Source organism: Scytonema sp. NUACC21 (assembly GCF_054684315.1).
This window is the reverse complement of the sequence record NZ_BAAFZH010000053.1, coordinates 19,746-45,929: the sequence shown is the minus strand read 5'-3', so window position 1 is coordinate 45,929 and position 26,184 is coordinate 19,746. Positions and strand designations below refer to the sequence as shown.

Below are 26,184 nucleotides of genomic sequence, written 5' to 3'. Positions count from 1 at the left end.
ATTAGCTTAAAGCGATTTGGGATTCAATGAAGTACGCCTGTAAGGACGCAAGGCATAACGCCCCTAAATTAGGTGTACTTCACGGATCGTGGTAAACCACCACAAATCCAATACCCGTGAAATTCCATGCTCAACACCAGAATTGACGACCTGCGTAACAATGCCATCCAGTTTTTAGAGCAAAACCCCAAAGAACGACTACAAGTTCTCAAACAACTTGGTATAGCCCGTTATGACTTCTTAACCAATATACGCCTTAATGAATCCAATATCGTCTGTATGATGAGATTTTTACAGAACCCCAGTCAGTTAAAATTCCCCAATTTAATGGGGGCAGATTTATCAGGTTTGGTTTTGGATGAAGTTAATTTTATCCGTGGTAATTTATCTGGGGTTAACTTGTGTGAAAGCAGTTTAATTAATGCAGACCTTATATTTGCTAATTTTACTCACGCCGATTTAAGAAATGCTAATTTAACTGGTGCAACTTTGAATCAAACTGTATGGTTAAATACTCTTGTCGATGGGTGTGAGTTTGGACAAGGTATTGGATTAACACAAAATCAACGTGCAGATTTACAGCTTCATGGTGCTAAGTTTAGCAGTTTTGTTAAGTAAAATAAATGCGATCGCACAATTTGTAATTGCATTATTCTTGTTTCGGCGTAGGGTGGGCACTGCCCACCAGCCAGTAAATTAGCTAAACCACCAAAAAATTAGTTAACCAAAGGAGTAGGGTGGGCACTGCCCACCAACCAGTAAATTCGTTAAACCAGCAAGAAAATAGATAGTTTTTACCAGCTTAAAGCACAGTATATCACCTGTTTGATTTTGATAGAGAGATTTACCAGTGCTTGGTGGTATTTGGACGTTTTCAATAAAAGCGATCGCAATCTACTGTGTCTAATCAATACTTCATGTCAATTCTTCACTATCATCAAAAATACCCTCACCAAAAATAACTATGGGATCGTCTTTACAGGCTCCAAAAGTTTCTTCAAAAAAATTAGGAGGTCATCCTTTACCTTGTGTTTTCTTTTCTAGAGCGCTTGCAGCAACTTATTTTACTACAAGCTGTCATAGTTTGTAACTAGCTTTATGGTGAGTTGTGTACTGATAAAATGAACAGTTCTTAACTGTCCTTCAGTAGAAGGTATGACCTCATTAATGTAGAGACGCTTCAAACAGCGCGTCTCTACAACGGTGCGTTTTTACAGGGATTTGCTGGAATTTGGAAAACAGACTACAGATGTAATTCATTACCAAATTCAGCAATGCCCAAATAGCCATACTTCAAAAGCAGTGTTATTTCTCTAGAAAATGGTGTAGGTGAAGATGGAAAACAAAAGAATTCGTTTGATTTTGCAGTCTTTGCAGATTTGTTTTGTTACCGGATGCTTGAGTGCGATCGCTCTCATCGCAAATGTACACACTTCCACAGCTGGATTATTTGACTCTACAGTGGATCGATTACCCACAAATGAACGGGTTGCATTGCGAAAGGGGCAGTCGCTTGTAACAGGAGACAAGGGGAAGTACACTGCCAGAGTCCTCATTACCACCTCATTAGACACAGCATGGGCGGTTCTGACTGATTACAACAATTTTTCAAAATTTCTACCAAACGTAGTCTCAAGCAAAGTGATTAGTGCCAACAATAATCAGAAACTGATTGAGCAGGTTGATTCGCGCCAGGTGTTTCTTCTCAATGTCAAATCCCGTATTCGCTCAGCCATTACGGAAACGGAAAAAAGCCGCATTGATTTTGAACAAGTTGAGGGCGACCTTAAAAGTATGAAAGGCTACTGGTTAATTGAACCAATTGCTCCGTATACGGGTGCAAAAGCAAATCAGGTTTTGATTACGCAAGTGGTTGAGGTTCAACCCAAATCGGGCACACCTGCAGATGTCTTCTACGGTATTTTCAAAGATTCTTTGAGTAAGATGATGGGTGCAATCAAGCAAGAAGCAGAAAGGAAATCACCCTCTGTATCCCAGAACAAGCAATTGTAGAGACGCGGTAGGGGCGAACGGTTGTTCGCCCTTACAAATGCACCTGAAAATATGGTAACAACCTAGTAGTCCGCCACACCAACGCCTGTAAATAACTCTACTGATTTCGCTTGTTATCTAAAAGCGATCGCATATCTAATTAAGAATCTTATGACATTGGAGATTGTATTTTTTCTAACGAAACCAAACCATTTTCTTCAAAATTTATCTCTAGATGATATCCTTCCATCATCGCAGTTCCCAGTAAAGGCTTATAAATGTATTAAAATATAGAGGAAGATTCATTGCACTAACTGCTTGTGGTGGTAAGGTAAGATAGCCGTTGAATCCAGTATCAATGGCAAAATCCACAGAAAAATCTGGTTATTGTGGTAAACGGAAAATCACTGGAATTATCGCCCTTTGGTCAATCAATCTTCCAGAAATCATTCAACTGTACGCTTCAATGGAGCATTGCCAAAACTAAATGCAACATCATAACCGATTCGCATAGTAAATAATCTAGCGTTTGGATTCTTCTGCTTTAAACTTAATGCTGATTCTACACCAGTTTTATCAATTCCATATTCGCCAGTTTCTGCATCAATGACAATCATCTTGCCAATATTATCGCTATGCTCGACCTTTTGACGAATCCCGCAATCGTAAAACTGTTTGGCTCTTTGGGCAACTTCCTCTACAGTCCAAAAAATAGCCTGCATGATTTCACCTGGTTTTACCTACTATTTTCCATATTCTCATTATGGCGTAGATACTGTTGGCACATATGCTGTAATGCAGGCTCGAATCCAAAGAATACAAGTGTTTGAGGGATGAAAGCTAACTTACAGAATACAAAGTACTATAAAATACGGTATTTTGGTAAAAAATATGTATTTTATTCAAAAGTCTTGCCTCACTGAATGGGCTGTGTAATACTCTTAAAGTATAAACTTTAAGTACGGTAAAATTATAGAGTTGCCGTATATTAGAATGAGTAAGTATTATGCAGGAAATCTAAATAGGCATCATGCATCTTCTTTGGTTTATCCCAACTCACGGTGATGGGCGTTATCTCGGAACTGCCATTGGCGGGCGATCGGTGAGCTTTTCTTACCTGCGTCAGATTGCTCAAGCAGTCGATCACTTAGGCTTCACTGGAGCATTGTTGCCTACGGGTCGTTCTTGTGAAGATGCCTGGATTTTAGCATCGAGTTTGATGTCTCACACTCAGCAGATGCGCTTTCTAGTGGCGATACGTCCGGGATTGATGTCGCCGGGAGTCGCAGCAAGAATGGCAGCAACTTTTGACCGTCTTTCTGGTGGGCGGTTGTTAATTAATGTTGTCACGGGTGGCGATCCGGTTGAGTTGGCGGGAGATGGCTTGCATCTGAGTCATGACGATCGCTACAGGTTAACAGATGAGTTTTTAACTGTGTGGCGACAAATAGCTGCAGGTGAAGTCGTGAGTTTTCAGGGTGACTATCTCAACATCCAGGAAGGGAAAGTACTCTTTCCTCCCGTCCAAAAGCCCTATCCACCTTTGTGGTTTGGTGGTTCTTCTCCCATTGCCCAGCAAATTGCAGCCAAACACGTTGATGTATACCTGACTTGGGGCGAACCACCAGCCCAGGTTGCTCAAAAGATTGCAACTGTTCGCAGACTGGCAGAAGAAGAAGGAAGGAAATTAAGGTTTGGCATTCGCTTGCATGTCATTGTACGAGAGGCTGAGAGCGAGGCTTGGGATGCTGCCAATCAGTTGATTCGGTATGTGGATGAAGAGGCGATCGCACGCAGCCAACAAGCCTATGCTCGTATGGACTCTGAAGGACAACGTCGTATGAGCCAATTGCACAATGGCAGCCGAGATGCCTTAGAAATTAGTCCAAACCTGTGGGCGGGAATTGGCTTAGTGCGAGGTGGTGCGGGAACTGCCCTTGTTGGAGATCCAGATACAGTGGCTGCAAGAATGCTGGAATATTCAGAAGTGGGGATCGATACCTTTATCCTCTCTGGATATCCCCATTTAGAAGAGGCTTATCGAGTTGCAGAAATGTTGTTCCCCCGTCTACCTCTAGAGAATTTGCCAGTTGTAGAACAGCAACAACTTATCAGTCCGTTTGGCGAAATTGTTGCCAATCAAGATTTTCCACGGCAGCAGAAACCACAAACAAAAGCTGTTACTGTGGATTAGGAGTAGGCAATTAAACAGCTTTCATATATAGGAGTTGAAAATATGCCACATATCTTGGCAATTTCAGGAAGCCCGTCTCATCCCTCCAGAACCTACAGCCTTTTGGAATACGCTACCACAATATTGCAACAAGAGGGTTTTGAATCGGATATTATTTCAGTTCGCGATATACCATCAGAGGTTTTGGCCTACGGACGTTACGATAGTCCAGATTTAGAACAACCAAAGGCTCTATTGGAACGGGCTGATGGTGTGATTGTTGCCACTCCGGTTTACAAAGCAGCATATACAGGTGTGCTCAAAGCCTTTTTAGACTTGCTACCCCAACGGGCATTGGCAGGTAAAGTGGTGCTACCTCTTGCCGTTGGTGGAACTATTGCCCATTTATTATCTATTGATTATGCTCTCAAACCAGTGCTGTCTGAATTAAAAGCACAGTATATTTTGGGCGGTGTTTATGCTGTAGATAAGCAAATTCAACCACAACCTGATGGCAACGTTCAATTTGATGCGGAAATTGATCAAAGACTCAAAGAAGCTCTACAAGAGTTTGGTCAAACTGTAAACAAGTTTCAACCGATTGCTCAAGAATTAGCCCACGCAAGTTAGTTCATTGCCTTTCTCCTACTTGCCTGTAGCAGGTGAATGACTCCCAGTTCATCTGCTACTTTTTTGATGTTTACCCAGTTAACAGTGGGCTACGTCTATAGTTAGCTAACGGTGAGCAGTGCCCACCCAGCCCTTGGGGCGCGAACAAATGAACTACTAAGATGAAGGCTGAAACCCGCTCTACGACTGGATCGAAAAATGAGCTATTAGGGATTGAAACGTTTCCAAAGAGCTTATGAGCTAACTCTGGATCTGTGAAAATTTCACTGAATCCCTATTAGGGATTGAAACGGTGCAGAAGCACAGCGCTTGTGAAAGTTGGAGCGTGAAAATTTCACTGAATCCCTATTAGGGATTGAAACAGGACTAGGTTTATCTGGCTTGGGTAAAACTTGTGGTGAAAATTTCACTGAATCCCTATTAGGGATTGAAACAATTGCTTTAATGTTTTGCTTGTACTCCGGCAGTGAAAATTTCACTGAATCCCTATTAGGGATTGAAACAAAGTTAACTAAGGCGCGACTGAGTGAAGCGTAACCGTGAAAATTTCACTGAATCCCTATTAGGGATTGAAACCGTGCGGATTAATACTGCAACGGAGATAGGGAGAAGTGAAAATTTCACTGAATCCCTATTAGGGATTGAAACCCGTTGCCGTTGACCGAAATCTCACCCGGTCCTGGGGCTGTGAAAATTTCACTGAATCCCTATTAGGGATTGAAACATAATGGTCGTAATTATTTTTACCTTTGTGTGGCAATTGTGAAAATTTCACTGAATCCCTATTAGGGATTGAAACTTCGTGGCTTTCGTGAGGGCATTTAGAAGTCGTGAAAATTTCACTGAATCCCTATTAGGGATTGAAACTTAGACGTTCTCCCTTATAAGTCCATTCTGTATCCGGAGTGAAAATTTCACTGAATCCCTATTAGGGATTGAAACCGCTCACTCCCTGGCACGCTCCCCCGACTTTACCGTGAAAATTTCACTGAATCCCTATTAGGGATTGAAACTGTTTATATCCATAGGACGCAACAATATGATTAAGTGAAAATTTCACTGAATCCCTATTAGGGATTGAAACTTTGAAATTGAACCAATTCTCACCATGTATACCTGGTGAAAATTTCACTGAATCCCTATTAGGGATTGAAACTTAACCTTTATCAAACTTTTAATTGCTGGGAATGGCAGTGAAAATTTCACTGAATCCCTATTAGGGATTGAAACATTCATCACAGCAATGCCAATGGCGATATGCGGGGTGAAAATTTCACTGAATCCCTATTAGGGATTGAAACGCGTGACCACAATGCAGCGATTAACATCAAAGTGAAAATTTCACTGAATCCCTATTAGGGATTGAAACAAACTAGTTAATCCCATCAATCCAAATCCGCTAAAGTGAAAGTGAAAATTTCACTGAATCCCTATTAGGGATTGAAACTCAATACACAGATGACTTAGGTGCTACGTGGGCAATCGTGAAAATTTCACTGAATCCCTATTAGGGATTGAAACGTCAAATTTTTCTCGCATAGTCCTACTTTGTTTTGTGAAAATTTCACTGAATCCCTATTAGGGATTGAAACTTTTAAGCTGGTCAGAGCTAGCGAGCATAGAAACTCGTGAAAATTTCACTGAATCCCTATTAGGGATTGAAACTTACTCATTTCTGAGTCCATGTATCGCGCCAACCCCTCGTGAAAATTTCACTGAATCCCTATTAGGGATTGAAAAAATGAACGGGTAAGGATGAAAATATAGAAGGTGGAAAAAAACGTTAAACGCCAAGAATAAATAGAATATTAATATTAGTTGCCTTAGATTAAAGTTGGCTAGTTAATGTACACAAGAGAACAAATAGAGAATTTATTTGGTACTCAAGCCGTAGAGTACATACAACGTAAAAATGCAGGTGGCATTAGTAGTAGTAAAGGAATTCAGTATGAAGATATCTTTGCTGTTTATCAATTGGCTTTGTTATCAAGATGTGTTATGGAAGAAAATCAAGACATCATTTTTTTTAATCAATGCTTTGCATTTGTTGATGATTTAGTCATTGATTGCAAAAATGAAGCTTTACTTCGGCATTATCAGCTTAAAAACAGTTCAAGCGTCAGTTGGGGAGAAGGTGAAAAATCAATATATGATGATTTTCAAAAGCAGTATCATTTAAATAAGTCAATATTCCGAGAGTCAGAGCTTTGGCTAGTAGTGCCTTCTGAGGAACTTCAGGAGAGATTGCTGGTAAGTATGCCAGATAATATTAAAAACTACAGCAAAATACTTTACTTCTGTTTTGAAAAAAGTTTATCCAAAATTATTGCAAAAGAAAATAATTTCAGACGTTCTCTAGAGTATTTGTCTGCTTTTGAGAATCCCGACCCAGATAAACTTGAATGTCTAGCAGCCGTGCTGCTGGGCGCATGGGTAGCTAGTGATAAATCAAATGTATCTATCATGGATATTCTTAAAAAAACTCAAGATTTTATACCTTCGTATATCCGTTCATTCCAAACAGAGTTGCAGCTAGACCCTGAGGTTGATAAGATATTGAGCGCTATTGATGGTTTCACCTATAATCTTACTAGAGGATTTTTGCGTTGGGAGTTCCAAAACGGACTTGATGAAGGTACACTATCATACAGTATTGAGACAAAACGCTTTCAAAAGTTTCAAAAACTTATTAAGAAAAATAAACCCTCTTCCTTTGAAGAACTGGAGGTTTTTTTAATATGACAAGAATCTACTCAGATTTATGTAAAGAAGATACCAAATTTTGGCTTGAAATACTAGCAAATAAGCATATTGAGCCTGGAAAATATAGAGAAGCCATGACAAAGATAGGTATGCACCTCGGTAATGCTATTCTGACTCAAATTGATGATGAACAGGCTGATGTATACCTAGCTTGTACTGTAGAAGATGCTGATTTTCTAGCTAAAGGTATGCTTCTAAGTCTAGAAAAGCATCTTTCCAAGATTGCTTTTGCCTGTTTTTGGAATCAACGATTTTCACCATTTGAAATTGAAGATTTAAAAGTAGCTCCGATATTAAAGAAATATCAAGAACCCACGAATAAAAAAATTAAGTATTTAGTTATTGTCAAATCTATTATCTCTGGCGCTTGTGTTGTGAGAACAAATATAGTTAACACGATCCAAAAAATAGAGCCAGAGAAAATTTTTATAGTTGCGCCTGTTATATATCAAAATGCTGAACAAAAATTGAAAGATGAATTTGAAAAAAGCATTTATGATAAATTCCAGTTTTTTTACTTTGCTAAAGATGATGAACGCACTCCAGACGGCGAGGTGATTCCAGGCATAGGAGGAAATGTCTATTTACGACTTGGGTTTGAGGGGCAAAATCATAAAAATGAATATATTCCTGAAATTGTAAAATTGAGGCGGTCTCAATTCGTGTATCGGGCTAAAGCTTCAGATGCATCTGAAGCCACTCCCAATGCAACTTAAGCAGCTTTGCTTTAAAGCCCCAAGCTAGTGAAAGTTCTTTCAAGAGAACCAATATGCAACGACATGATTTTCTTCGGCTAATTCGCGGATGGGTAGGTGTTGGAAAATAACTCTCCAGAAAAATGGCTGAATTCCTTGTACCACAAGGCTTGAGGAGAATTTTAGCACCCGACCCATCCGCGCTCCTTACCCAGACTGGATTTCAGCCATTTTCCCTCTACTCAATCTCCATTTTTGATGCTATGATTGACCCATCCGCGATTTTGAACCATGAAAACTACATACAAACTCGTTTTTGGGCTCCTGGGGTGAAAATTTCATCGAATCCCTATCAGGGATTGAAACACATCCTCCGCCTTCTTGGGAGAAGAAGTGGCGTGAAAATTTCATCGAATCCCTATCAGGGATTGAAACCTGGTTTTCGTAGTAAGAATTAATCATTTTTACGTGAAAATTTCATCGAATCCCTATCAGGGATTGAAACTGCATAAATGGACGCGCTGGCATCTCACTACCATCAACGTGAAAATTTCATCGAATCCCTATCAGGGATTGAAACAAATTCTTCCAGCGCAGACGTTAGAATTTACGCAAAGTGAAAATTTCATCGAATCCCTATCAGGGATTGAAACAGTTCGTCAGCCAAGGCACCCAAATCCGGGTCGAACGTGAAAATTTCATCGAATCCCTATCAGGGATTGAAACATCGTTTTTCGAGTGGGAGTGGTCAGACGAGTGGTGGTGAAAATTTCATCGAATCCCTATCAGGGATTGAAACCTCTCCCGACAAAAATTCGACTTTTGGTGCAGGTGAAAATTTCATCGAATCCCTATCAGGGATTGAAACTTATATAGCAGATGATCATCGACTGGGAGGACTAGTGAAAATTTCATCGAATCCCTATCAGGGATTGAAACAATTGTATTCAAACCCAAAGGTCACTCAATGAGGTGAAAATTTCATCGAATCCCTATCAGGGATTGAAACTTCAAAAATTCTTCTACATACTCTTGATAAGCTATTGTGAAAATTTCATCGAATCCCTATCAGGGATTGAAACCAAAGATTCTCCTTGTATTAAGTAAACTTAAAAGATTGTGAAAATTTCATCGAATCCCTATCAGGGATTGAAACTGACCTGAAAGTATTGAGCAAATTGCAATATGTGAAAATTTCATCGAATCCCTATCAGGGATTGAAACCGGAAGCATCGACTATCAACACTCTATCGCTTCGTGAAAATTTCATCGAATCCCTATCAGGGATTGAAACTCTTCGTCTACGATTCGAGCTAGTCGGCAGCGTGAAAATTTCATCGAATCCCTATCAGGGATTGAAACTAAATATTGGGCAACTTTTTCTACTGCGTTCATGTGAAAATTTCATCGAATCCCTATCAGGGATTGAAACGAAGAATACGCTCAAACCAGAAAAGATGGAACGGGTGAAAATTTCATCGAATCCCTATCAGGGATTGAAACCCCAAGTATCGATATTAACGCGATGAAAATATAAGTGAAAATTTCATCGAATCCCTATCAGGGATTGAAACTATCTAAAGGTAGTGTTAGAAAATACAAAAGTATTGTGAAAATTTCATCGAATCCCTATCAGGGATTGAAACTCTCTTGCCGATGAATTATTAGAAAAATTAGATGAAGAGTGAAAATTTCATCGAATCCCTATCAGGGATTGAAACGTAGTATCCAATAATCCTACAGGTAATGGGGAAGGTGAAAATTTCATCGAATCCCTATCAGGGATTGAAACCGTAGAAAATAGAGATAGACATATACTAACCTTTTGAGTGAAAATTTCATCGAATCCCTATCAGGGATTGAAACGAAATGCAATATGGCATTGTACAGGCACGACTGCCGTGAAAATTTCATCGAATCCCTATCAGGGATTGAAACTTAGACTTTAACTGACTCTCGAAATCATCTAGAAGTGAAAATTTCATCGAATCCCTATCAGGGATTGAAACTTCTAACCCAGTTCTAAAATATTGAGTAGCGTTTGGAGTGAAAATTTCATCGAATCCCTATCAGGGATTGAAACTGGTGCCCTATGAGGATGGGGAGATTGAGGTGATATTGTGAAAATTTCATCGAATCCCTATCAGGGATTGAAACAAAAGATATAAGCAAGATAGGAAATATGGAATTAGACGTGAAAATTTCATCGAATCCCTATCAGGGATTGAAACTGACTTCTATTAGCGTTGATAGCTTGTATTCAGAAAGTGAAAATTTCATCGAATCCCTATCAGGGATTGAAACAAAACCTGCTCGTAAGCACGACCCGTTAGAGTGATGGTGAAAATTTCATCGAATCCCTATCAGGGATTGAAACGTCCAACCCCCCCTCCTTTAGAATCCAGTTTTTTCGTGAAAATTTCATCGAATCCCTATCAGGGATTGAAACTCGCCAGTAACTGGCTCCAAGGGCACGGGGCAACTGTGAAAATTTCATCGAATCCCTATCAGGGATTGAAACTCAGTGATTCTCAGGTGTGTGAATTTTTCGATAAAGTGAAAATTTCATCGAATCCCTATCAGGGATTGAAACAATCTGTAGAGACCCTTTAGAACCCGCTTTTAAAGGCGGCGTCATGATCCGCAGGACAGAATTGAATCAGGGGCTGACTGATTGGTGGTGGCATTGGCTCATGGGCGGTATTGGTTTGACCATCGCCCTAGTGATTGCCAGAAGCCGTTACGAACAGCTGATTCAATGGCACTGGATAACATACGCCATCACAAATATCAGTCTGGTTGCAGTGATGGTAGTCGGTCACAGTGCTAAAGGAGCACAACGCTGGATTAACATAGCTGGCTTTAACGTACAACCTTCAGAATTTGCCAAAATAGGATTGATTATTACCCTAGCGGTAGTCTTACACAAGCGCACTGCTTCTACTCTCGATAACGTTGTCAGGGCGTTGGCAATCACAGCCGTTCCTTGGGGATTGGTATTTTTGCAACCAGATTTGGCTACCTCACTGGTATTTGGTGCCATTGTATTAGGAATGTTGTACTGGGCAAACGCTAATCCAGGCTGGTTAATCCTCCTAGTTTCCCCTATTATTGCAGCAATTTTGTTCACCATACCTTGGCCTTTCCCAATAGTTGTGTTAAACCAAATAACTTTGACGCCTTTGGGATTGCTTTGGTCATTTTTTATGGGTTTGCTTGGATTTTTGACTCTCCCCGGACGTCGATACGCTCTTGGCGGGATAGGTGCTTTGTCCCTTAATCTTTTAGGCGGGGAATTGGGAGTCTTTGCCTGGAACCACGTGTTAAAAGCGTATCAAAAAGACCGCCTCACCGTATTTATGAACCCCGAACACGATCCCCTAGGTGCTGGATATCACCTGATTCAATCTCGCATTGCCATTGGCGCAGGTGAATGGTGGGGATGGGGGCTTTTTAGAGGTCCCATGACACAACTGAATTTTGTTCCCGAACAACATACAGACTTTATTTTTTCAGCTGTAGGCGAAGAATTTGGTTTTATCGGCTGTCTGGTCATTTTGTTCGTATTCTGCTTGGTGTGTCAGCGCTTACTACATATCGCTCAAACAGCAAAAGATAACTTTGGCTCGTTGTTAGCTATAGGTGTTTTGTCGATGATCGTGTTCCAGATGGTTGTCAATATCGGCATGACTGTTGGATTGGCACCAGTTGCAGGAATTCCCCTACCCTGGATGAGTTATGGACGTTCTGCCATGCTGAAAAACTTCATTGCTTTGGGACTAGTAGAGTCTGTTGCAAATTTCCGCCAACGGCAGAAGTATTAGTTTTTGTCCAGTGTCATTTGTCATTAGTCCTTTGCAAAACATTAATGACCAATGACCAATGACCAATGACAAATGGCCAATGACAAATGACCAATCACCAATAACTAGTAGTAAGCTAGAGATAGGAGCCAAGCAAGGGGAAAGATGACGATGATTCTACCTGGAGCAACTGTTCGCGTCAAGAATCCTACAGATATTTATTATCGCTATGAAGGTCTTGTGCAACGCGTAAGTGATGGAAAAGTAGCTGTTCTGTTTGAAGGTGGTAATTGGGATAAATTAATTACTTTCCGTCTGTCGGAGTTAGAACTCTTAGAGACCGCAGGACGGAAAAAGAAATAGTGATTTGTCCTTAGTCATTAGTCCTTTGTTATTTGATGGGACTAATGACTCTTGACTGATGACTAATGACTCTTGACTAATGACTAATATGCGCCTTCCCCTACCACAGTTTAATAGAAGCAATCGTCAACCCAACCATATTGCCGAAGTTATTGAAACCACAACTTGTGAATTTTTAGCTCAGTGTTTAGAACCAGAGGATTTAAGTTTTCCTTCTATGCCTCCCTTTGGTAGTTGGGTTCGTTCCGTTGATGAAGAGTCAGGAAATCAAATTTTTGCGGTTGTATATTATGTGACAACCATGCCCATAGATTCAGTGCATCGGGCGGTGGCTCTGGGTTTATCACTGCAAGACTTACGAGAGGAACAACCTCAAATTTTCGCAATGCTTAAGACCGAGTTTCGGGCAGCAATTGTGGGATTTGAACAACTAGGAAATAATACGTTTTCAAATGGAGGGATATATCAATATTTACCGCCTCGACCACCGCAAATTCACCAAGCAGTCTACCGCTGCGAGCCAGAAATAATTGTTAAATTTACCGAACAGCTGGATTTTTTACGGACATTGCTTTCTATAAGTGGTGCGCCAGTAGAATCTTTAACAGCAGCAGCTATTCGAGGTGTGTATCAACTACGTATGGCTGACAGGCAATGGCTAGTTAGAGCAGGACGTACCCTGAATGTACTGCTTAAAGATGACTACGATCGCCTGCGGTTTATTCTAAGCCAAATCCACCCATAGGTAGTTAGGTTTTAGATAATCATTTGGTTAGTTTAGGTAAAATTTTTATCTTTTTGTCAGGGCAATTCTGAAATTTACTAGTTTGAGCCATTACTGTACTCTTTAATCGAAGTCCCACTATCGCAACTTCTGCGTCCTACCTATGGAACTCTTATCACAATTTCTTGCTTTGGAACCAACTTTCCAAGTTCTCAGCAAGGAACCTATTGTTCCCTTTGCTATTCTACTGGTAGTCATTTTAGTTGTACCAATCCTGTTTGAGCGACTGCAATTGCCAGGATTAGTAGGTTTGCTTTTAGCAGGAGTTGTACTCGGAACTCACGGTTTAGATGTATTGGATGCCAACTCGTACATAATGAACCTCCTGTCAGACATTGGTTTAATTTATCTGATGTTTGTTGCTGGGCTAGAAGTAGACATACAGCAGTTTAAACCTATAAAAAATAGGTCATTGGGATTTGGTTTCTTGACATTTTTAGTTCCTTTATTGGTAGGAAGTTGTATTGGGCGGCTCTTTGGCTATGGGTGGAATTCTGCTATTTTAATTGGCTCTTTATTCGCTTCCCACACTCTTCTGGCATATCCCATTATTAGTCGGTTTGGTGTAGTAAATAACGAAGCTATAACTGTTACTATTGGAGCCACAATTTTCACAGATATTGGTGCTTTGCTAGTATTAGCTGCCAGTGTGACCATTAATGGCGGACAATCTAGCTATAATTCTCTCATTGGATTGCTAAGTTCTTTAACTATTTACTCAATTATTGTTTTGGTAGGTTTTGATTGGGTAGGTAAAGAATTTTTCCGTCGTTCTGGTGACGATGAAGGCAACCAATATTTATTTGTGCTGCTTGCCGTATTTCTTGCAGCTGTAGGAGCCCAATTAATTGGAGTAGAAAAGATTGTTGGAGCTTTTTTAGCTGGTTTGGCTGTCAATGAAACTGTAGGAGATGGTCCAGTAAAAGAAAAGTTACTATTTGTTGGCAATATATTATTCATTCCCATCTTTTTCGTTGACCTTGGCTTATTAATAGATTTACCTACTTTTGTAAATCTTGGAACTTTGTGGTTAACGATTCTTATTGTCGTTGGTTTAATAACAAGTAAATTGCTTGCAGCTTTTTTGGCAAAATTGGCTTACCGCTATAATTGGCAAGAAATGCTGACAATGTGGTCGCTGTCACTACCTCAAGTGGGTACAACTTTAGCAGCAACGCTGGTTGGATATCGAGTTGGATTGTTAGATACTCCAGTCCTAAACAGCATCATTGTCCTGATGCTTGTCACTTCAATTTTGGGACCATTGATTACAAATCGAGTCGCTCTAGGGTTAACTTCTTCACCATTAAAAGAGGATAAGCCTGTAGAGCCTCCTTACCAAAAGCCAGAAGAACGAGAAAAAAGCTATACCATAGTTGTACCTATATACAATCCCCAAACACAGCAACATCTGATGGAGATGGCAGCGCTGCTAGCACGGCAGACAAAAGGCAAAATTGTACCACTGGCAATCGCAACGGCTTTTGCTCATATGGATGCACCTCACATGGATGCTTCTGTACAACGCAGTCAAAGATTACTGGCAAAAGCGGCAGCACTTAGCGAAGTTTTGGGCGTAGAAGCTAAGCCATTGATGCGAATTGATGATGCCTTTGCTCAAGGAATTAGTAGAGCTTCTCGCGAACAAAAGGCGAGTTTGATCGTTATGGGTTGGGGTAAACGGACTGGGTTAAAGGCACGTTTATTTGGTAACGTCATCGATAACGTTTTGTGGTCTTCTCATTGTCCGGTAGCAGTGACTCGTTTGGTAGATTCACCGAGAAAAATCCAGCGTATATTAGTTCCATTAGAAAATTTAGCGTCACCTTCATTACAACCCGTACAATTTGCACAGATTTTAGCAGAAGCAAATCAAGCACAAGTGACAGTGTTAAATGTGTGCGATCGCCGTACCAGCTCAAGTAAAATTGCTTGGAGGCGATCGCAACTTTCGCTGGCAATTTCTAAGCTAGCAATAGCAAATCCACCAGAGATTCAAATCATTGCTCATGAAAATACTGCTCAAGCGATATTGCAAGCAGCAAGACTATTTGATTTGGTCGTATTGCCATTTATACGAAATCGCACCTACCCTGGTGGGTTAGCAATTAGTGATGTCACAACTCAGTTAGCTAACCAACTAACCTGTTCTATCGTTATGCTTGGAGAACCCCAACGCACTCAAACAGCAGTTGTAACTGCTGGTATCCCCACGACTACAGCGGCAATGTCCGAGGGAATGGTGTAGCATTTTTGTCCTTGGTCGTTGGTTATTTGTCATTTATTATGCCGGTCACCAATGACGAATGATGAATGACAAGTATGTCAAAAAACTTTATCTTCTTAAAGATTTAGTAAAATCTGAGTTAAAAGCTAACAATAAGCAGAAAATGTTTGTTATTTTTCTTAATGACTTGTGAAGCTAGAGCATAAGTCCAGTAATTCTACACAACTCGGTTTCTTTACTTAAAAAACTGATGACACTTTGAGCCTACTCAAAGCTACTGAGTTTTTAGCCTGATTTTTGAATACTGGCTCTGCTTTCTGGCAAGTGCGAAGATAGAAAGGTGTAAATTCAGGGGAATTATCTACATCAATCTAGAGTCTCTCCGCTCAATTATTATTCATTCTGCTGTATTTTTGTTTCAAGCCTGGGTAATCTAAGTACAAGCGCAAGCGAAAAAGCAAACATCTGTTAGTAACTGGGAAACTATGAGAATATTGGTGACAGGCGGTGCTGGATTTATTGGGTCCCACCTCATCGATCGGCTGATAGCTGATGGACATGAAGTCATTTGTTTAGACAATTTTTATACCGGACATAAACGCAATATACAGAAATGGCTGGAGCACCCATATTTTGAAATGATCCGCCATGATATTACCGAACCAATTAGGTTGGAAGTAGATCAAATATACCATTTGGCTTGTCCTGCTTCCCCAGTGCATTATCAATACAACCCTGTGAAAACAGTAAAAACCAACGTTATGGGTACTTTGAATATGTTGGGGTTAGCTAAGCGTGTGAAAGCACGCTTTTTGTTAGCTTCAACAAGTGAAGTCTATGGCGACCCAAACGTTCATCCACAAAGTGAAGATTACTGGGGTAATGTAAATCCTATAGGCATTCGCTCCTGCTATGACGAAGGAAAGAGGATTGCCGAAACTCTGACTTTTGACTACTACAGGCAGAATAAAGTCGATGTCCGAGTTGCCAGAATCTTTAACACTTACGGACCTCGAATGCTAGAAAACGATGGTCGTGTAGTTAGCAACTTTGTGGTTCAAGCATTGCGTGGTATTCCTCTGACTGTTTACGGAGAAGGTTCACAAACCCGTAGTTTTTGCTATGTATCAGACTTGGTAGATGGTCTGATGCGTCTGATGAATAACGAATACGTTGGTCCTGTAAATTTGGGAAATCCAGACGAGTACACAATTCTGGAGTTGGCAAAAGCGGTGCAAAACCTGATAAACCCCAACGCAGAAATCAAGTTTGAACCCCTACCTTCCGACGACCCCCGCCGCCGCCGTCCCGATATTACAAGGGCAAAAACGGATGCTTTAGCTTTGCCCCTCAAAACCCCGTTTTTAGAGTGGGAATGGCTGAATAATCTTGAATCCTCCCAAAGTGCCACTGCCAATACTGGGTGGTTGCCAAATCACTTAACTGTATGGCGAGACAGAACACTGATTGCTGCTGCCCCCTTATATATTAAAGGACACAGTTATGGCGAATTTGTTTTCGATCACCAGTGGGCAGACTTAGCACAACGTATTGGTGTAGATTATTACCCAAAAATGCTGGGTATGTCACCGTTCACTCCCGCCGAGGGTTATCGATTTCTCATCGCCCCAGGAGAAGATGAACGCGAGATAACAGCAATGATGGTGCGTGAAATCGATATTTTCTGCACTAAACACGGCATCTCTGGGTGCCATTTCCTTTATGTAGATCCAGAATGGCGTCCTATCCTTGAAAGTCAAGGTTTTACACCTTGGTTGCATCATAGCTACATCTGGCAAAATTCTAGCTTTAATAATTTTGATGATTACTTAACAAGTTTCAACGCCAATCAGCGCCGTAATATTAAGCGAGAACGCAAAGCCGTGGAAAAAGCTGGTTTGAAACTACAGCCGTTGTTTGGTGACGAAATTCCTAAATCCTTATTTCCCCTAATGTACCAGTTCTATGCAGACACTTGTGATAAATTTGGCTGGTGGGGTAGTAAGTATTTAACAAAGCGGTTTTTTGAACAACTGCATACCCATTATCGTCATCGAGTGTTGTTTTTTGCAGCTTACAGTCAACAGGATAACCGTCAGCCAGTGGGAATGTCTTTTTGCTTGGTGAAAGGTGACAGGATGTATGGACGCTACTGGGGTTCTTTTCAAGACATTGATTGTTTGCATTTTGATGCTTGCTACTATGCACCAATAGAATGGGCGATAATGAACGGCATCCAATCCTTCGATCCTGGTGCTGGTGGACGTCATAAAAAACGTCGTGGTTTTCCAGCTACCCCTAATTACAGCTTGCACCGATTTTATAATAATCGATTGACACAAATTTTGCGACCGTATATCAAGCAAGTTAATGAGTTAGAACAACAGGAAATTGAGGCAATTAATGCGGAGTTACCATTTAGCAAAAAAGATGGTTAAGTAGAAGAATTATACTGAGAAAGGGGTTAAGTACAGGTAAAAACCCCGATCTTTAAATTTTGAGTTAAGGTAATTATGGACTTGACTGTTTCGGATTTAGTGGCAATTGATGACAAGCTGTCTCAGCGTCATATTGACCTTGACCCCGGTGGGTACTTTATTATTTACTTGAATCGGGAAGAAGGTTTAATTTGTGCTAAGCATTTCACGAATATCATTGACGATCGCGGTTTAGCTGTTGACCCTGAAACAGGGCAAGTGATTCCCGCACGCGGAAAGGTACAACGGAATCACTCTACAGTCTACAGTGGAAGAACCGCAAAGGAACTCTGCGTTAGACTTTTTGAGGAAACTCAGCCCTGTCCGGTGACTCAGCTAGACCATGCTGCTTACTTAGGTCGGGAATTCATCCGGGCTGAGACTGCTTTGGTGACAGGGCAAGATTATGTTCAGGATTAAAATGTCCTTAGTCATTTGTCATTAGTCATTTGTGCTACATATAAAGGACGAGGGACTAAGGACTAAGGACAGCCCTCACAAAAGATAGGGGATGCTCAACGAGCATTAACCATTTGATGATGGCTGATTAATCTGGTAAATGTAATACGTTGCCATCGGAATGATGGTTGCAGCAATTAACAGCCCTACCACCCAAGCAGTTGCGTTACCTTGGTCGGTGTCTTCTGCTTTCGTGAAGGTACCTTCTACCTGTACTTTGTCAGCAACTTGGGGTGGTCCGGGATCGGGTTCGCCAGATAGGACGGCAACTAAGCGCGTGCTTGCATCTAAGAACGCCTGATTGTATTTGTTGCCGTCCCGTAATGGTGCCATCAAGGTTTCGGAAGCTACACTTTCAGCAATATCGTCTGGCAAAAGAGATTTTACTTTATCGCCAGTTATAATTGCGCTACCGTTAGTCACGGTATCAATCATAAGTAATGTTTGATTTGCTTGGGCTTCTGGTGTGGGAAACCATCTGTTAAAGAGTTCTTTTGTGAAGCTTTCTGGAGTTTCACCATAGTCAAGACGGCGAACCGTAACAATTCTGACTTCATTCCCTGTTTGCTGTGCCAAGTCCTCAAAAGCGCTGGCAATTTTACCTTCATTTGAACGGCTGATGACTTCACCTCGATCTATAACCCAGGTACCACCAGGTGTTATGTTAGGTAATTGATATACACCTGTAGCTAAGGCAGGCATTACAAACACAGAAGAAGCCAGAACCACCATCACAAGTGGCAGAAATAGCCATTTGATATTCTGTTTCAAGTTATATATTTGGTCGAGGAGCTTTTTCATGATATTTGCCAAAGGACAGAATAATTGCACCAAGATTAATATATAACTACAGGTACAGTCTCTGAACTTGTTCGTGAGACAAAGATGGTAACTTGCGGAGTTCTTCACGCACGCTCATCAGGATTTTACCAAGATAATTTTGACCTGTTTTATCTCCTCCACAGCCCCAAAAATAATCTCTCGGAGAATCTTCTACAATGAGTTGGTCGCCAGTTGCCAAAAGAATTTCTCGAATGTCGGCATGAGTTAGAAACTTTTTGAGAACCGCTTCTCTCATAACTTGAGTTTTGACGACTTCCCAGTCAGGACGAACCCGGCGAGTACAATCGCGACCCAATGCTGCTGCTTGTTCTGGTGTCTCGGCAGCATAGATGAGAGGTACAACTACTGCATCTGGTGTTCCTACAAACTTTTGAGCTTGATAGTAATGCTCAACTGTAGACCAGCAAACGCCATCAATTCGGATTGAGTGAAACGAAAAATTGGAAAAACACCCGTAAGGCTGCCAAACTTTGTAAAAATAAATGGTCATATGAAAATTGCTTGTTTATACCTCAATTTTCTTCCTTAACTGTAGATGCTAGCAAGAACTGAGTAAATTTGAATTCTTTCACAGTACGTGTCTTGAGGCAGAAGATAGAGTTTGGAAAGCCGTTCTATTCTGGGAAAAAAGTCTATCTCGGAGGTAAAGGATGGAGTCAAAAAGCGAAAAAAACAATCCTACACCCTTGATTATTGCTGGGATTTTTATTGGTTTGGGTCTGGGAGGATTTTTTGATGGCATCGTGCTGCATCAGATTCTCCAATGGCATCATATGTTAAGTAATGTTCGACCTCCGACAACAGTCCCCAATATTGATGTCAATACAGTCTGGGATGGATTGTTTCACGCTTTTGACTGGATAATGACTGTTATCGGAGTCATTTTGCTGTGGAGGGCTGGACGGGGTGATGATGTTCCTTGGTCATCCAACCTTTTCTTTGGCTCGGTATTTCTTGGTGCTGGGTTGTTCAATTTAGTCGAAGGCGTCATCGATCATCATATTCTCGGTATTCATCATGTGAAATCTGGACCAAACCAGCTATTCTGGGATTTAGGATTTTTGGCAACAGGTGCGTTTCTTGTCATCCTTGGTTGGATAATGATAAAAAGGACAGAGAGTTAGTGGTTAGTCGTTGGTGGTTAGTAGTAATAATTTTTACCAGGTTTCTGGCTTTGACTCTCCCCCCTCTTGTTCTACGTCCTTAGAATATGTTTGAAAAAACGAGTTGGAGTTGGCAATTTTTCCAAGTTCAACAGCAAGTAGGAGAATGGATTGAATATCAGTTTTCTGGTTTCAATTGGAATCCGCAGCTCCAAAATGGATGGAAAATTAGCTCTTGGCTGTTTAATCTACTCAATTTTATTTTTTGGCTGTTACTCAGCTTATTTCTGCTATGGGCAAGTTGGCAGTTTTGGCAAGCACTTCGTCCCTATTTTTACTCTTGGCTCGCAAAAACAAGGAATTCGACTGGTTCTAGTAACAAAGGGCAAGAAAGTGACTTATCAGCAGCTGCATGGTTGACGCGATCGCAGGAATTTTACCGTCAGGGTAACTATCGTGAGGCTTGCCGCTGTTTATATTTTGCCATGTTACAGCATTTGCATGAGGGTCAAATTCTCCCCCACAAAGTCAGCCGCACGGATGGAGAGTACTTACAATTGCTGCAAATATCCGTAACTCCCATACAACCCTATGAAACTTTGATTACCACTCACGAGCAACTCTGTTTTAGTAATACTGATGTCGCCGGTGAGAATTACGAGCACTGCCAACAAGCTTATCAAGAAATTGTACGGAAAGAAAGTTGATTGCTAATTGCCAATTGCTCTCTTACCATTAGCTATTAGCCATTAGCTATTAGCCATTATGTATGAAACGCTCAAACCGTATTGTTTGGATTGGGGCATTGGTTTTAGGAGCCATCATATTACTGACCTTGATATCAGCGCCAACAAGCAGCAAAAATAATAGTGGCTCCACTTACAACCGTGCTCCCGATGGTTATGGTGCTTGGTATGCTTATATGGAACGGCGAAAAACTGGTATTCAACGCTGGCAAAAGCCTTTGAGCGATTTAAATAGAGAGAAAAAACCAGTCACGCTTTTGCAAGTACACAGTTCCCCAATACCAAATTTTTTGTATGGGAGCGAGCAAGAATGGGTAGAACAAGGTAACAAGTTAGTTCTTCTGGGCGTGAGGGAAGCTGTGACAGCAGCAAACTTTACGACAATGCAAGAATCCCCTGCAGGAAAAGTCAAGATTGAAACACGACGGCGTCACCAACTTCATCCAGGGGACAAGGTTTCTTTGGGCGATCGCTTTGGTGCAATTGTATGGGAAGAAAATTATGGTAAAGGAAAAGCTATTTTTGCGATCGCGCCCTACTTAGCTGCCAATGCCTACCAAGATAATCAAGCTAATTTCCAATATTTAGCAGATTTAGTCTATCAAAAAGGTAACTTATTATTTGTAGACGAATATATTCACGGCTATCAAGATTCTAGTATCAGCGAAAAAGAAGGCAAAGGGAACATATGGAGTTATTTTGCACAAACTCCCTTGATGCCAACATTCCTACAAATAGCTGTAGTCTTACTAATACTTATATGGAGTCAAAATCAGCGCTTTGGCAAACCGATACCACTAGAAACCCCTGCTGTTGATAATAGCGAAGCCTATATTCAAGCGTTGGCAGGAGTTTTACAAAAAGCGGAATCCAGGGACTTTGTTGTGGAGATGATTGGGAAGGAAGAACAACTGCAACTACAAAAAGCTTTGGGATTGGGACAGCAATTGCTCGATCGCCAAAGCTTAGTTAATGCCTGGGTACAACAAACAGGAACTTCTGCCGCAGAATTAGATAAAGTGTTAAAGTTACAATCCCAACAACGCCGTTTAAGCGAGCGGGAGCTGATAAGCTGGTTGGAAAAATGGAAAATGATACGGCAAATGCTGTTAACTCAAAGTCACTAAAGAAAATTCACCTCCAGCACTAGATTCACCAATGACAAATAACAAAGGACAGCCTTTACGAGTTAACTTTACTTTATACCGACCTATTTAATTTATTAAATTTTGTTTCAAAATAATGAATTCAACCAATCCTATATTAAATCGCTTAAATCAAGAGCTTAATCAAGTTGTTGTCGGTCAATTTACCTTAATACAGCAGCTTCTCATAGCACTCCTAGCAGGTGGACACGTTATTTTGGAAGGAGTTCCGGGAACTGGTAAAACACTTCTGGTAAAAGTGTTGGCACAGTTTATCCAAGCCGAATTTCGCCGAATTCAACTTACTCCGGATGTCTTACCATCAGATATTACTGGTACAAATATTTTTGACTTAAATACCCGCAACTTCAGCTTAAGAAAAGGACCAGTATTTACTGAAGTATTGCTGGCAGATGAAATCATCCGGTACTTTGTCGAATACGTTTGTCGGACAAACGCTGACACAAATGTTGCATTGAATACACCGTGACTCGCTGACTAACTCTATCACACTGCTACTCCCATTATGGTTTATGCTTTTGATGCAGAAACTAAAGAAGACGCGGAGACTAAATCCGAAACATCTCTCCCGTTCCGGTGTTTTCCTGTCTCCATGCCCTGTTTTTTGACCCAAACTTTATCTAAACCCCCAGTAGTTAAGTAATGCTGTTGGTTGACATCTTGTTCTGGGTAATCCAGATGTTTGTGCATACCGCGAGTTTCTTTTCTCTCTAAAGCGCTGTTGTACATCCACCTTGCGGTTGCTACCATTGCCTCTGCTTCCCTTGCCCGGACAATATTATTGTCATTGACTGCAAGGCTAGTACGGAGTTCTTTCCAAAGGTCATCTAAGTTGTGTAGAGATTCAATCAAACCTTGTTCGGTGCGGAAATAGTTGCGGTCATAGGGGAAGACTTGGGCTTGAGTTGCTTGAATCACTTCTTCTGGGTTGAGAGTGCCTTTGCTTGCAGGATTGAATGCTGCTTCGCCTATTGTTTCTACATGGCGAACTGTTGCTTTGTCTCCCAGTTTTTTGGTATGCAACGCCGCTGATTGTCCAGCCCAATAACCGGAAGACAATGCCCAAGCTGCGTTATGGCTGCCGCCTCCTGTAAATCCACCGCAAATTAATTCTCTAGTTGCGGCATCTCCTGCGGCATACAATCCAGAAACGGATGTGGCACAAGTATTATCTACAATCCGGATTCCACCAGTACCGCGCACGGTTCCTTCTAAACGCAGTGTGACGGGGAAATGTTGGGTAAATGGATCGATTCCCGCACGGTCAAAGGGTAAGAAGAAGTTGGGCTGCGCTTTCCTCATGGCTGACCTCATCTCTTCTGTGGCTTTGTCCAATATGGCATAAACTGGTTGCTTCAGAAGGGTTTGGGCAATGACAGAACGCCCCCGTTGTGACCCTGCACCTGGAATGGGTGAACCGTCTTCGTAGGTAAATGTTGCCCAGTTGTAAAACAGGGTTTTGGTGACGGAAGAAAAGGCGGGCGCGATCGCATAGGCGTTGGAAAACTCCATACCTGACATTTCTGCACCCGCCTCAGCTGCCATGAGGTAGCCATCCCCTGTTAAGACATTGCAGCCAAGTGCTTTGCTTAAAAAAGCACAGCCTCCAGTTGCAATGATGACTGACCCTGACCGCACAATCCATGCTTTACCAGATTGACGGTTCACACCTGTTGCCCCTGCAACTGCACCCTCAGAATCTACAAGCAGCTGCAAAGCTGGGCTGTGGTCTAAAATTGTCACCCCTACCCTTTTCACCTGCTTTCGCATCAGTCGCATATATTCTGGACCTTGCAAAGAACGGCGGTAGGGTTTGCCTTCATCATCGGTAGGAAAGGGATAACCCCACTCGGCAAGCAAATTGACGTTTACATAGGTTTGAGCCAGAACCCGCTGCATCCAATTGCGGTTTGATAAATATCCACCCAAAGCTTCCCGAGATGCCATTGCTGCTTCCCTTGCTTGTGGATCGGGCGGTACATACCACACACCATTACCAGATGCAGCGGCGCATCCGCTTGTACCGCAGTATCCCTTATCTACAAGAATGACCCTAGCACCAGAGGATGCCGCACTCCAAGCAGCCCAAGTGCCAGCCGGACCACCTCCAATGACGAGTACATCTGCCTCTAGATTTGGGTCAAAATTGCCTGTAGATGAATTACCTGACCAAAATTTACTCATGATGTTCGCGCTTCTATACCTAACCTACGTTGGCTTACAATAGAAAACCTGAGGGGACAACGCAGCTAAAATACTGGCTGCTGTTTGCAACACTGAGGATAAAAACCAGCAGCTTTCTAGCAAAAGCCGCTGATGGTGCTCGTATTGGCTTCACCAAAATACGGTTTATTGGTAGACTTGCCGTATTAAGTTACAAAGAGAGTTTTACATAGTTTTTCGGGAAAAGCAAGGAGTTTGGTTAACTTAATTGCGCCCTTGTCCCCCACTCTCATTCGGTACCCCGAATTATTAGCGGAGTTCACAATGTATGACTATTAAGGTGCTGGATTGGGATAACGAGTGTGAACGGCGTTTAACTCTGCCAAAATCTCTTTATCGAGAACCACATTCAAGCTGTCTATATTTTCTTTAAGTTGTTCTAGTGTTGTAGCACCAATAATTGTGCTAGTCGTAAACCAACGACTGAGGACAAATGCTATGGCTAGTTGTGCGGGTTTGAGGTTGTGACTTTGGGCAATTTCGACATAGGCTGCTACAGCTTCACTGACATTGGGCTTGAGATAGCGCTGTCCAAAATTTTCAAAAAGAGTGAGTCGTGTATTTTCTGGTTTCTTGCTATGCACGTATTTGCCTGATAGTAAACCAAATCCTAGAGGGCTGTAAGCTAGCAAACCTACGTTTTCATGATAGCAAGCTTCAGCTAAAGCAGAATCAAAAACCCGATTTAACAGATTGTAGGCGTTTTGAATTGAAATGACTTTGGGTAATCCCAGTTGTTTGGCTATCTGACTAAACTGAGTCACTCCCCAAGGGGTTTCATTACTCAAACCTAGATAGCGGATTTTTCCTGCTTTAATTAAATCGTCAAAAGCCGCGAGTTGTTCGGCAATAGGGACTGTTTCGCGCTCAAAATTGGGATTGTATTCTGTCTGCCCAAAAATGGGAACATAGCGATCGGGCCAATGGATTTGATATAGATCGATATAGTCTGTCTGCAACCGCTTGAGGCTATCTTCTACCGCTTGCTTAATGTTATTGCGTTGAATGTTTGTCGATCCTCCGCGCACCCATTTCACGGGACGACCTGGTCCGGCAATTTTGGTAGCAATAATCAGTTTGTCCCGTTGTTGCTTCTTCAACCATTCCCCTATATAGGCTTCTGTTCGCCCTTGAGTTTCAGGACGGGGCGGCACTGGATACATTTCCGCAGTGTCAATAAAGTTTATCCCCTGGGCGATCGCATAGTCTAGCTGCTCTTGGGCATCTTCAATGGTATTCTGCTGACCGTAGGTCATAGTACCAAGACAAATTTCAGAAACCTTAAGGTTGCTCTCACCAAGTTGATTGTATTTCATACGCTCAGAAAATTTTCCCCGTTCGTTCTCTTATCAGGACTTAAAAATACTACACCTTTACAGAAAATACTGTAAATCAACTGAATCATGTGTGTTTCAAGAAAATGCCTAAGATACTATCAGACTTAGCTTCAACAAGCAACCCAATTTTTAAAAAAGTAACTCACGTGCAATTGTAGCTAAAAATACTTAAGAACTACAGTTTTTATGAAATACTTCTATCTAGTAGAATCAAACATCGTAAACTCGACTGACTTACCGTAAAATTTATTAAGAAAATTTTTACTTTAACATTATTACTTTCTTAATTTTGAATTACAGAATTAAGAAGGTAGTGATTTAGGGTCATGAAGTATAAAATGCAAAGTACTTTCCCAGAAGGAAAGTAAAGCTTAACTTTCCAAGTTTTGCTGATTCTTCA

19 protein-coding genes, 3 pseudogenes and 2 CRISPR repeat arrays are annotated in these 26,184 nt (G+C 41.4%); of the genes and pseudogenes, 16 read left to right on the top strand and 6 right to left on the bottom strand.

What is annotated here, in order from left to right:
* Positions 1–126: 126 nt before the first annotated feature.
* On the top strand, positions 127–618 hold the full coding sequence (locus ACYRY3_RS07460; protein WP_460201063.1) for a pentapeptide repeat-containing protein: 492 nt from the start codon (positions 127–129) through the stop codon (positions 616–618).
* A 717-nt stretch (positions 619–1,335) separates the two neighbouring features.
* Positions 1,336–2,013, top strand: coding sequence for an SRPBCC family protein (locus ACYRY3_RS07455; RefSeq protein WP_460201062.1), 678 nt, complete (start codon positions 1,336–1,338; stop codon positions 2,011–2,013).
* Positions 2,014–2,438: 425 nt separating this feature from the next.
* On the opposite strand, the gene ACYRY3_RS07450 is transcribed toward ACYRY3_RS07455, so the two are convergent.
* Complete coding sequence (locus tag ACYRY3_RS07450) at positions 2,439–2,714, bottom strand: hypothetical protein (protein ID WP_460201061.1); 276 nt, start codon at positions 2,712–2,714, stop codon at positions 2,439–2,441.
* 308 nt (positions 2,715–3,022) lie between these two features.
* Here ACYRY3_RS07450 and ssuD point away from each other — a divergent pair, with 308 nt between their 5' ends.
* The 10 genes and pseudogenes from ssuD (at position 3,023) to ACYRY3_RS07400 (ending at position 18,327) form a co-directional block, all read left to right on the top strand.
* Entirely contained in the window at positions 3,023–4,186 is a 1,164-nt protein-coding gene (ssuD, locus tag ACYRY3_RS07445; protein ID WP_460201060.1) for an FMNH2-dependent alkanesulfonate monooxygenase, read from the top strand.
* Positions 4,187–4,228: 42 nt separating this feature from the next.
* On the top strand, positions 4,229–4,795 hold the full coding sequence (gene ssuE / locus ACYRY3_RS07440) for an NADPH-dependent FMN reductase (RefSeq protein ID WP_460201059.1): 567 nt from the start codon (positions 4,229–4,231) through the stop codon (positions 4,793–4,795).
* A gap of 254 nt (positions 4,796–5,049) precedes the next feature.
* Positions 5,050–6,535: a CRISPR direct-repeat array (repeat unit 37 nt; unit sequence GTGAAAATTTCACTGAATCCCTATTAGGGATTGAAAC).
* Between the two features lie 105 nt (positions 6,536–6,640).
* Positions 6,641–7,537, top strand: a complete 897-nt coding sequence (locus ACYRY3_RS07435; protein WP_460201058.1) for a hypothetical protein — start codon at positions 6,641–6,643, stop codon at positions 7,535–7,537.
* Entirely contained in the window at positions 7,534–8,274 is a 741-nt protein-coding gene (locus ACYRY3_RS07430; protein WP_460201057.1) for a hypothetical protein, read from the top strand. The genes ACYRY3_RS07435 and ACYRY3_RS07430 overlap by 4 nt, the downstream gene beginning before the upstream one ends.
* Positions 8,275–8,582: 308 nt before the next feature.
* A CRISPR array of direct repeats spans positions 8,583–10,846; the repeat unit is 37 nt; unit sequence GTGAAAATTTCATCGAATCCCTATCAGGGATTGAAAC.
* A gap of 34 nt (positions 10,847–10,880) precedes the next feature.
* A pseudogene (gene rodA / locus ACYRY3_RS07425) lies at positions 10,881–12,077 on the top strand (rod shape-determining protein RodA); the annotation flags it as partial.
* Between the two features lie 150 nt (positions 12,078–12,227).
* The gene (locus tag ACYRY3_RS07420) at positions 12,228–12,419 is read left to right on the top strand and encodes an NAD(P)H dehydrogenase subunit NdhS (RefSeq protein WP_460201077.1); all 192 of its coding nucleotides are present in this window, start codon (positions 12,228–12,230) and stop codon (positions 12,417–12,419) included.
* 88 nt (positions 12,420–12,507) lie between these two features.
* The gene (locus ACYRY3_RS07415) at positions 12,508–13,164 is read left to right on the top strand and encodes an HAS-barrel domain-containing protein (RefSeq protein ID WP_460201076.1); all 657 of its coding nucleotides are present in this window, start codon (positions 12,508–12,510) and stop codon (positions 13,162–13,164) included.
* A gap of 142 nt (positions 13,165–13,306) precedes the next feature.
* Entirely contained in the window at positions 13,307–15,451 is a 2,145-nt protein-coding gene (locus ACYRY3_RS07410; RefSeq protein ID WP_460201056.1) for a cation:proton antiporter domain-containing protein, read from the top strand.
* Between the two features lie 464 nt (positions 15,452–15,915).
* Complete coding sequence (locus ACYRY3_RS07405) at positions 15,916–17,868, top strand: GNAT family N-acetyltransferase (protein ID WP_460201055.1); 1,953 nt, start codon at positions 15,916–15,918, stop codon at positions 17,866–17,868.
* Positions 17,869–17,943: 75 nt separating this feature from the next.
* Complete coding sequence (locus ACYRY3_RS07400) at positions 17,944–18,327, top strand: DUF4346 domain-containing protein (RefSeq protein WP_460201054.1); 384 nt, start codon at positions 17,944–17,946, stop codon at positions 18,325–18,327.
* Positions 18,328–18,432: 105 nt separating this feature from the next.
* On the opposite strand, the gene psb32 is transcribed toward ACYRY3_RS07400, so the two are convergent.
* Together psb32 and ACYRY3_RS07390 are read right to left on the bottom strand one after the other, a co-directional pair.
* Positions 18,433–19,167, bottom strand: coding sequence for a photosystem II repair protein Psb32 (psb32, locus tag ACYRY3_RS07395; protein ID WP_460201053.1), 735 nt, complete (start codon positions 19,165–19,167; stop codon positions 18,433–18,435).
* Positions 19,168–19,213: 46 nt separating this feature from the next.
* On the bottom strand, positions 19,214–19,699 hold the full coding sequence (locus ACYRY3_RS07390) for an NADAR family protein (protein WP_460201052.1): 486 nt from the start codon (positions 19,697–19,699) through the stop codon (positions 19,214–19,216).
* Between the two features lie 160 nt (positions 19,700–19,859).
* Here ACYRY3_RS07390 and ACYRY3_RS07385 point away from each other — a divergent pair, with 160 nt between their 5' ends.
* From ACYRY3_RS07385 to ACYRY3_RS07370, 4 genes and pseudogenes are all read left to right on the top strand, one after another.
* Positions 19,860–20,333 carry a DUF2243 domain-containing protein gene (locus ACYRY3_RS07385; RefSeq protein ID WP_460201051.1) on the top strand — a complete coding sequence of 158 codons (474 nt, stop codon included), beginning with the start codon at positions 19,860–19,862 and terminating at the stop codon, positions 20,331–20,333.
* 86 nt (positions 20,334–20,419) lie between these two features.
* Positions 20,420–21,019, top strand: coding sequence for a DUF4129 domain-containing protein (locus ACYRY3_RS07380; RefSeq protein WP_460201050.1), 600 nt, complete (start codon positions 20,420–20,422; stop codon positions 21,017–21,019).
* Positions 21,020–21,081: 62 nt separating this feature from the next.
* A complete protein-coding gene (locus tag ACYRY3_RS07375) occupies positions 21,082–22,185 on the top strand; it encodes a DUF4350 domain-containing protein (protein ID WP_460201049.1) in 1,104 nt (367 codons plus the stop codon).
* A gap of 115 nt (positions 22,186–22,300) precedes the next feature.
* Positions 22,301–22,630: pseudogene (locus ACYRY3_RS07370) on the top strand (AAA family ATPase); the annotation flags it as partial.
* On the opposite strand, the pseudogene ACYRY3_RS07365 reads toward ACYRY3_RS07370, so the two are convergent.
* From ACYRY3_RS07365 to ACYRY3_RS07355, 3 genes and pseudogenes are all read right to left on the bottom strand, one after another.
* Positions 22,625–22,714 (bottom strand): annotated as a pseudogene (locus ACYRY3_RS07365) (4Fe-4S binding protein); the annotation flags it as partial. The pseudogenes ACYRY3_RS07370 and ACYRY3_RS07365 sit on opposite strands and share 6 nt — an antisense overlap.
* A 20-nt stretch (positions 22,715–22,734) precedes the next feature.
* Complete coding sequence (locus ACYRY3_RS07360) at positions 22,735–24,408, bottom strand: FAD-dependent oxidoreductase (RefSeq protein ID WP_460201048.1); 1,674 nt, start codon at positions 24,406–24,408, stop codon at positions 22,735–22,737.
* A 314-nt stretch (positions 24,409–24,722) separates the two neighbouring features.
* Entirely contained in the window at positions 24,723–25,763 is a 1,041-nt protein-coding gene (locus tag ACYRY3_RS07355; protein WP_460201047.1) for an NADP(H)-dependent aldo-keto reductase, read from the bottom strand.
* Positions 25,764–26,184: the final 421 nt, after the last annotated feature.

Coding starts and splice junctions, on each gene's coding strand:
- ACYRY3_RS07460 (WP_460201063.1), top strand. CDS start 127: ATGCTCAACACCAGAATTGACGACCTGCGTAACAATGCCATCCAGTTT.
- ACYRY3_RS07415 (WP_460201076.1), top strand. CDS start 12,508: ATGCGCCTTCCCCTACCACAGTTTAATAGAAGCAATCGTCAACCCAAC.
- ACYRY3_RS07375 (WP_460201049.1), top strand. CDS start 21,082: ATGAAACGCTCAAACCGTATTGTTTGGATTGGGGCATTGGTTTTAGGA.
- ACYRY3_RS07355 (WP_460201047.1), bottom strand. CDS start 25,763: ATGAAATACAATCAACTTGGTGAGAGCAACCTTAAGGTTTCTGAAATT.
- ACYRY3_RS07405 (WP_460201055.1), top strand. CDS start 15,916: ATGAGAATATTGGTGACAGGCGGTGCTGGATTTATTGGGTCCCACCTC.
- ACYRY3_RS07380 (WP_460201050.1), top strand. CDS start 20,420: ATGTTTGAAAAAACGAGTTGGAGTTGGCAATTTTTCCAAGTTCAACAG.
- ssuE (WP_460201059.1), top strand. CDS start 4,229: ATGCCACATATCTTGGCAATTTCAGGAAGCCCGTCTCATCCCTCCAGA.
- ACYRY3_RS07390 (WP_460201052.1), bottom strand. CDS start 19,699: ATGACCATTTATTTTTACAAAGTTTGGCAGCCTTACGGGTGTTTTTCC.
- psb32 (WP_460201053.1), bottom strand. CDS start 19,167: ATGAAAAAGCTCCTCGACCAAATATATAACTTGAAACAGAATATCAAA.
- ssuD (WP_460201060.1), top strand. CDS start 3,023: ATGCATCTTCTTTGGTTTATCCCAACTCACGGTGATGGGCGTTATCTC.
- ACYRY3_RS07410 (WP_460201056.1), top strand. CDS start 13,307: ATGGAACTCTTATCACAATTTCTTGCTTTGGAACCAACTTTCCAAGTT.
- ACYRY3_RS07420 (WP_460201077.1), top strand. CDS start 12,228: ATGATTCTACCTGGAGCAACTGTTCGCGTCAAGAATCCTACAGATATT.
- ACYRY3_RS07430 (WP_460201057.1), top strand. CDS start 7,534: ATGACAAGAATCTACTCAGATTTATGTAAAGAAGATACCAAATTTTGG.
- ACYRY3_RS07435 (WP_460201058.1), top strand. CDS start 6,641: ATGTACACAAGAGAACAAATAGAGAATTTATTTGGTACTCAAGCCGTA.
- ACYRY3_RS07400 (WP_460201054.1), top strand. CDS start 17,944: ATGGACTTGACTGTTTCGGATTTAGTGGCAATTGATGACAAGCTGTCT.
- ACYRY3_RS07450 (WP_460201061.1), bottom strand. CDS start 2,714: ATGCAGGCTATTTTTTGGACTGTAGAGGAAGTTGCCCAAAGAGCCAAA.
- ACYRY3_RS07360 (WP_460201048.1), bottom strand. CDS start 24,408: ATGAGTAAATTTTGGTCAGGTAATTCATCTACAGGCAATTTTGACCCA.
- ACYRY3_RS07455 (WP_460201062.1), top strand. CDS start 1,336: ATGGAAAACAAAAGAATTCGTTTGATTTTGCAGTCTTTGCAGATTTGT.
- ACYRY3_RS07385 (WP_460201051.1), top strand. CDS start 19,860: ATGGAGTCAAAAAGCGAAAAAAACAATCCTACACCCTTGATTATTGCT.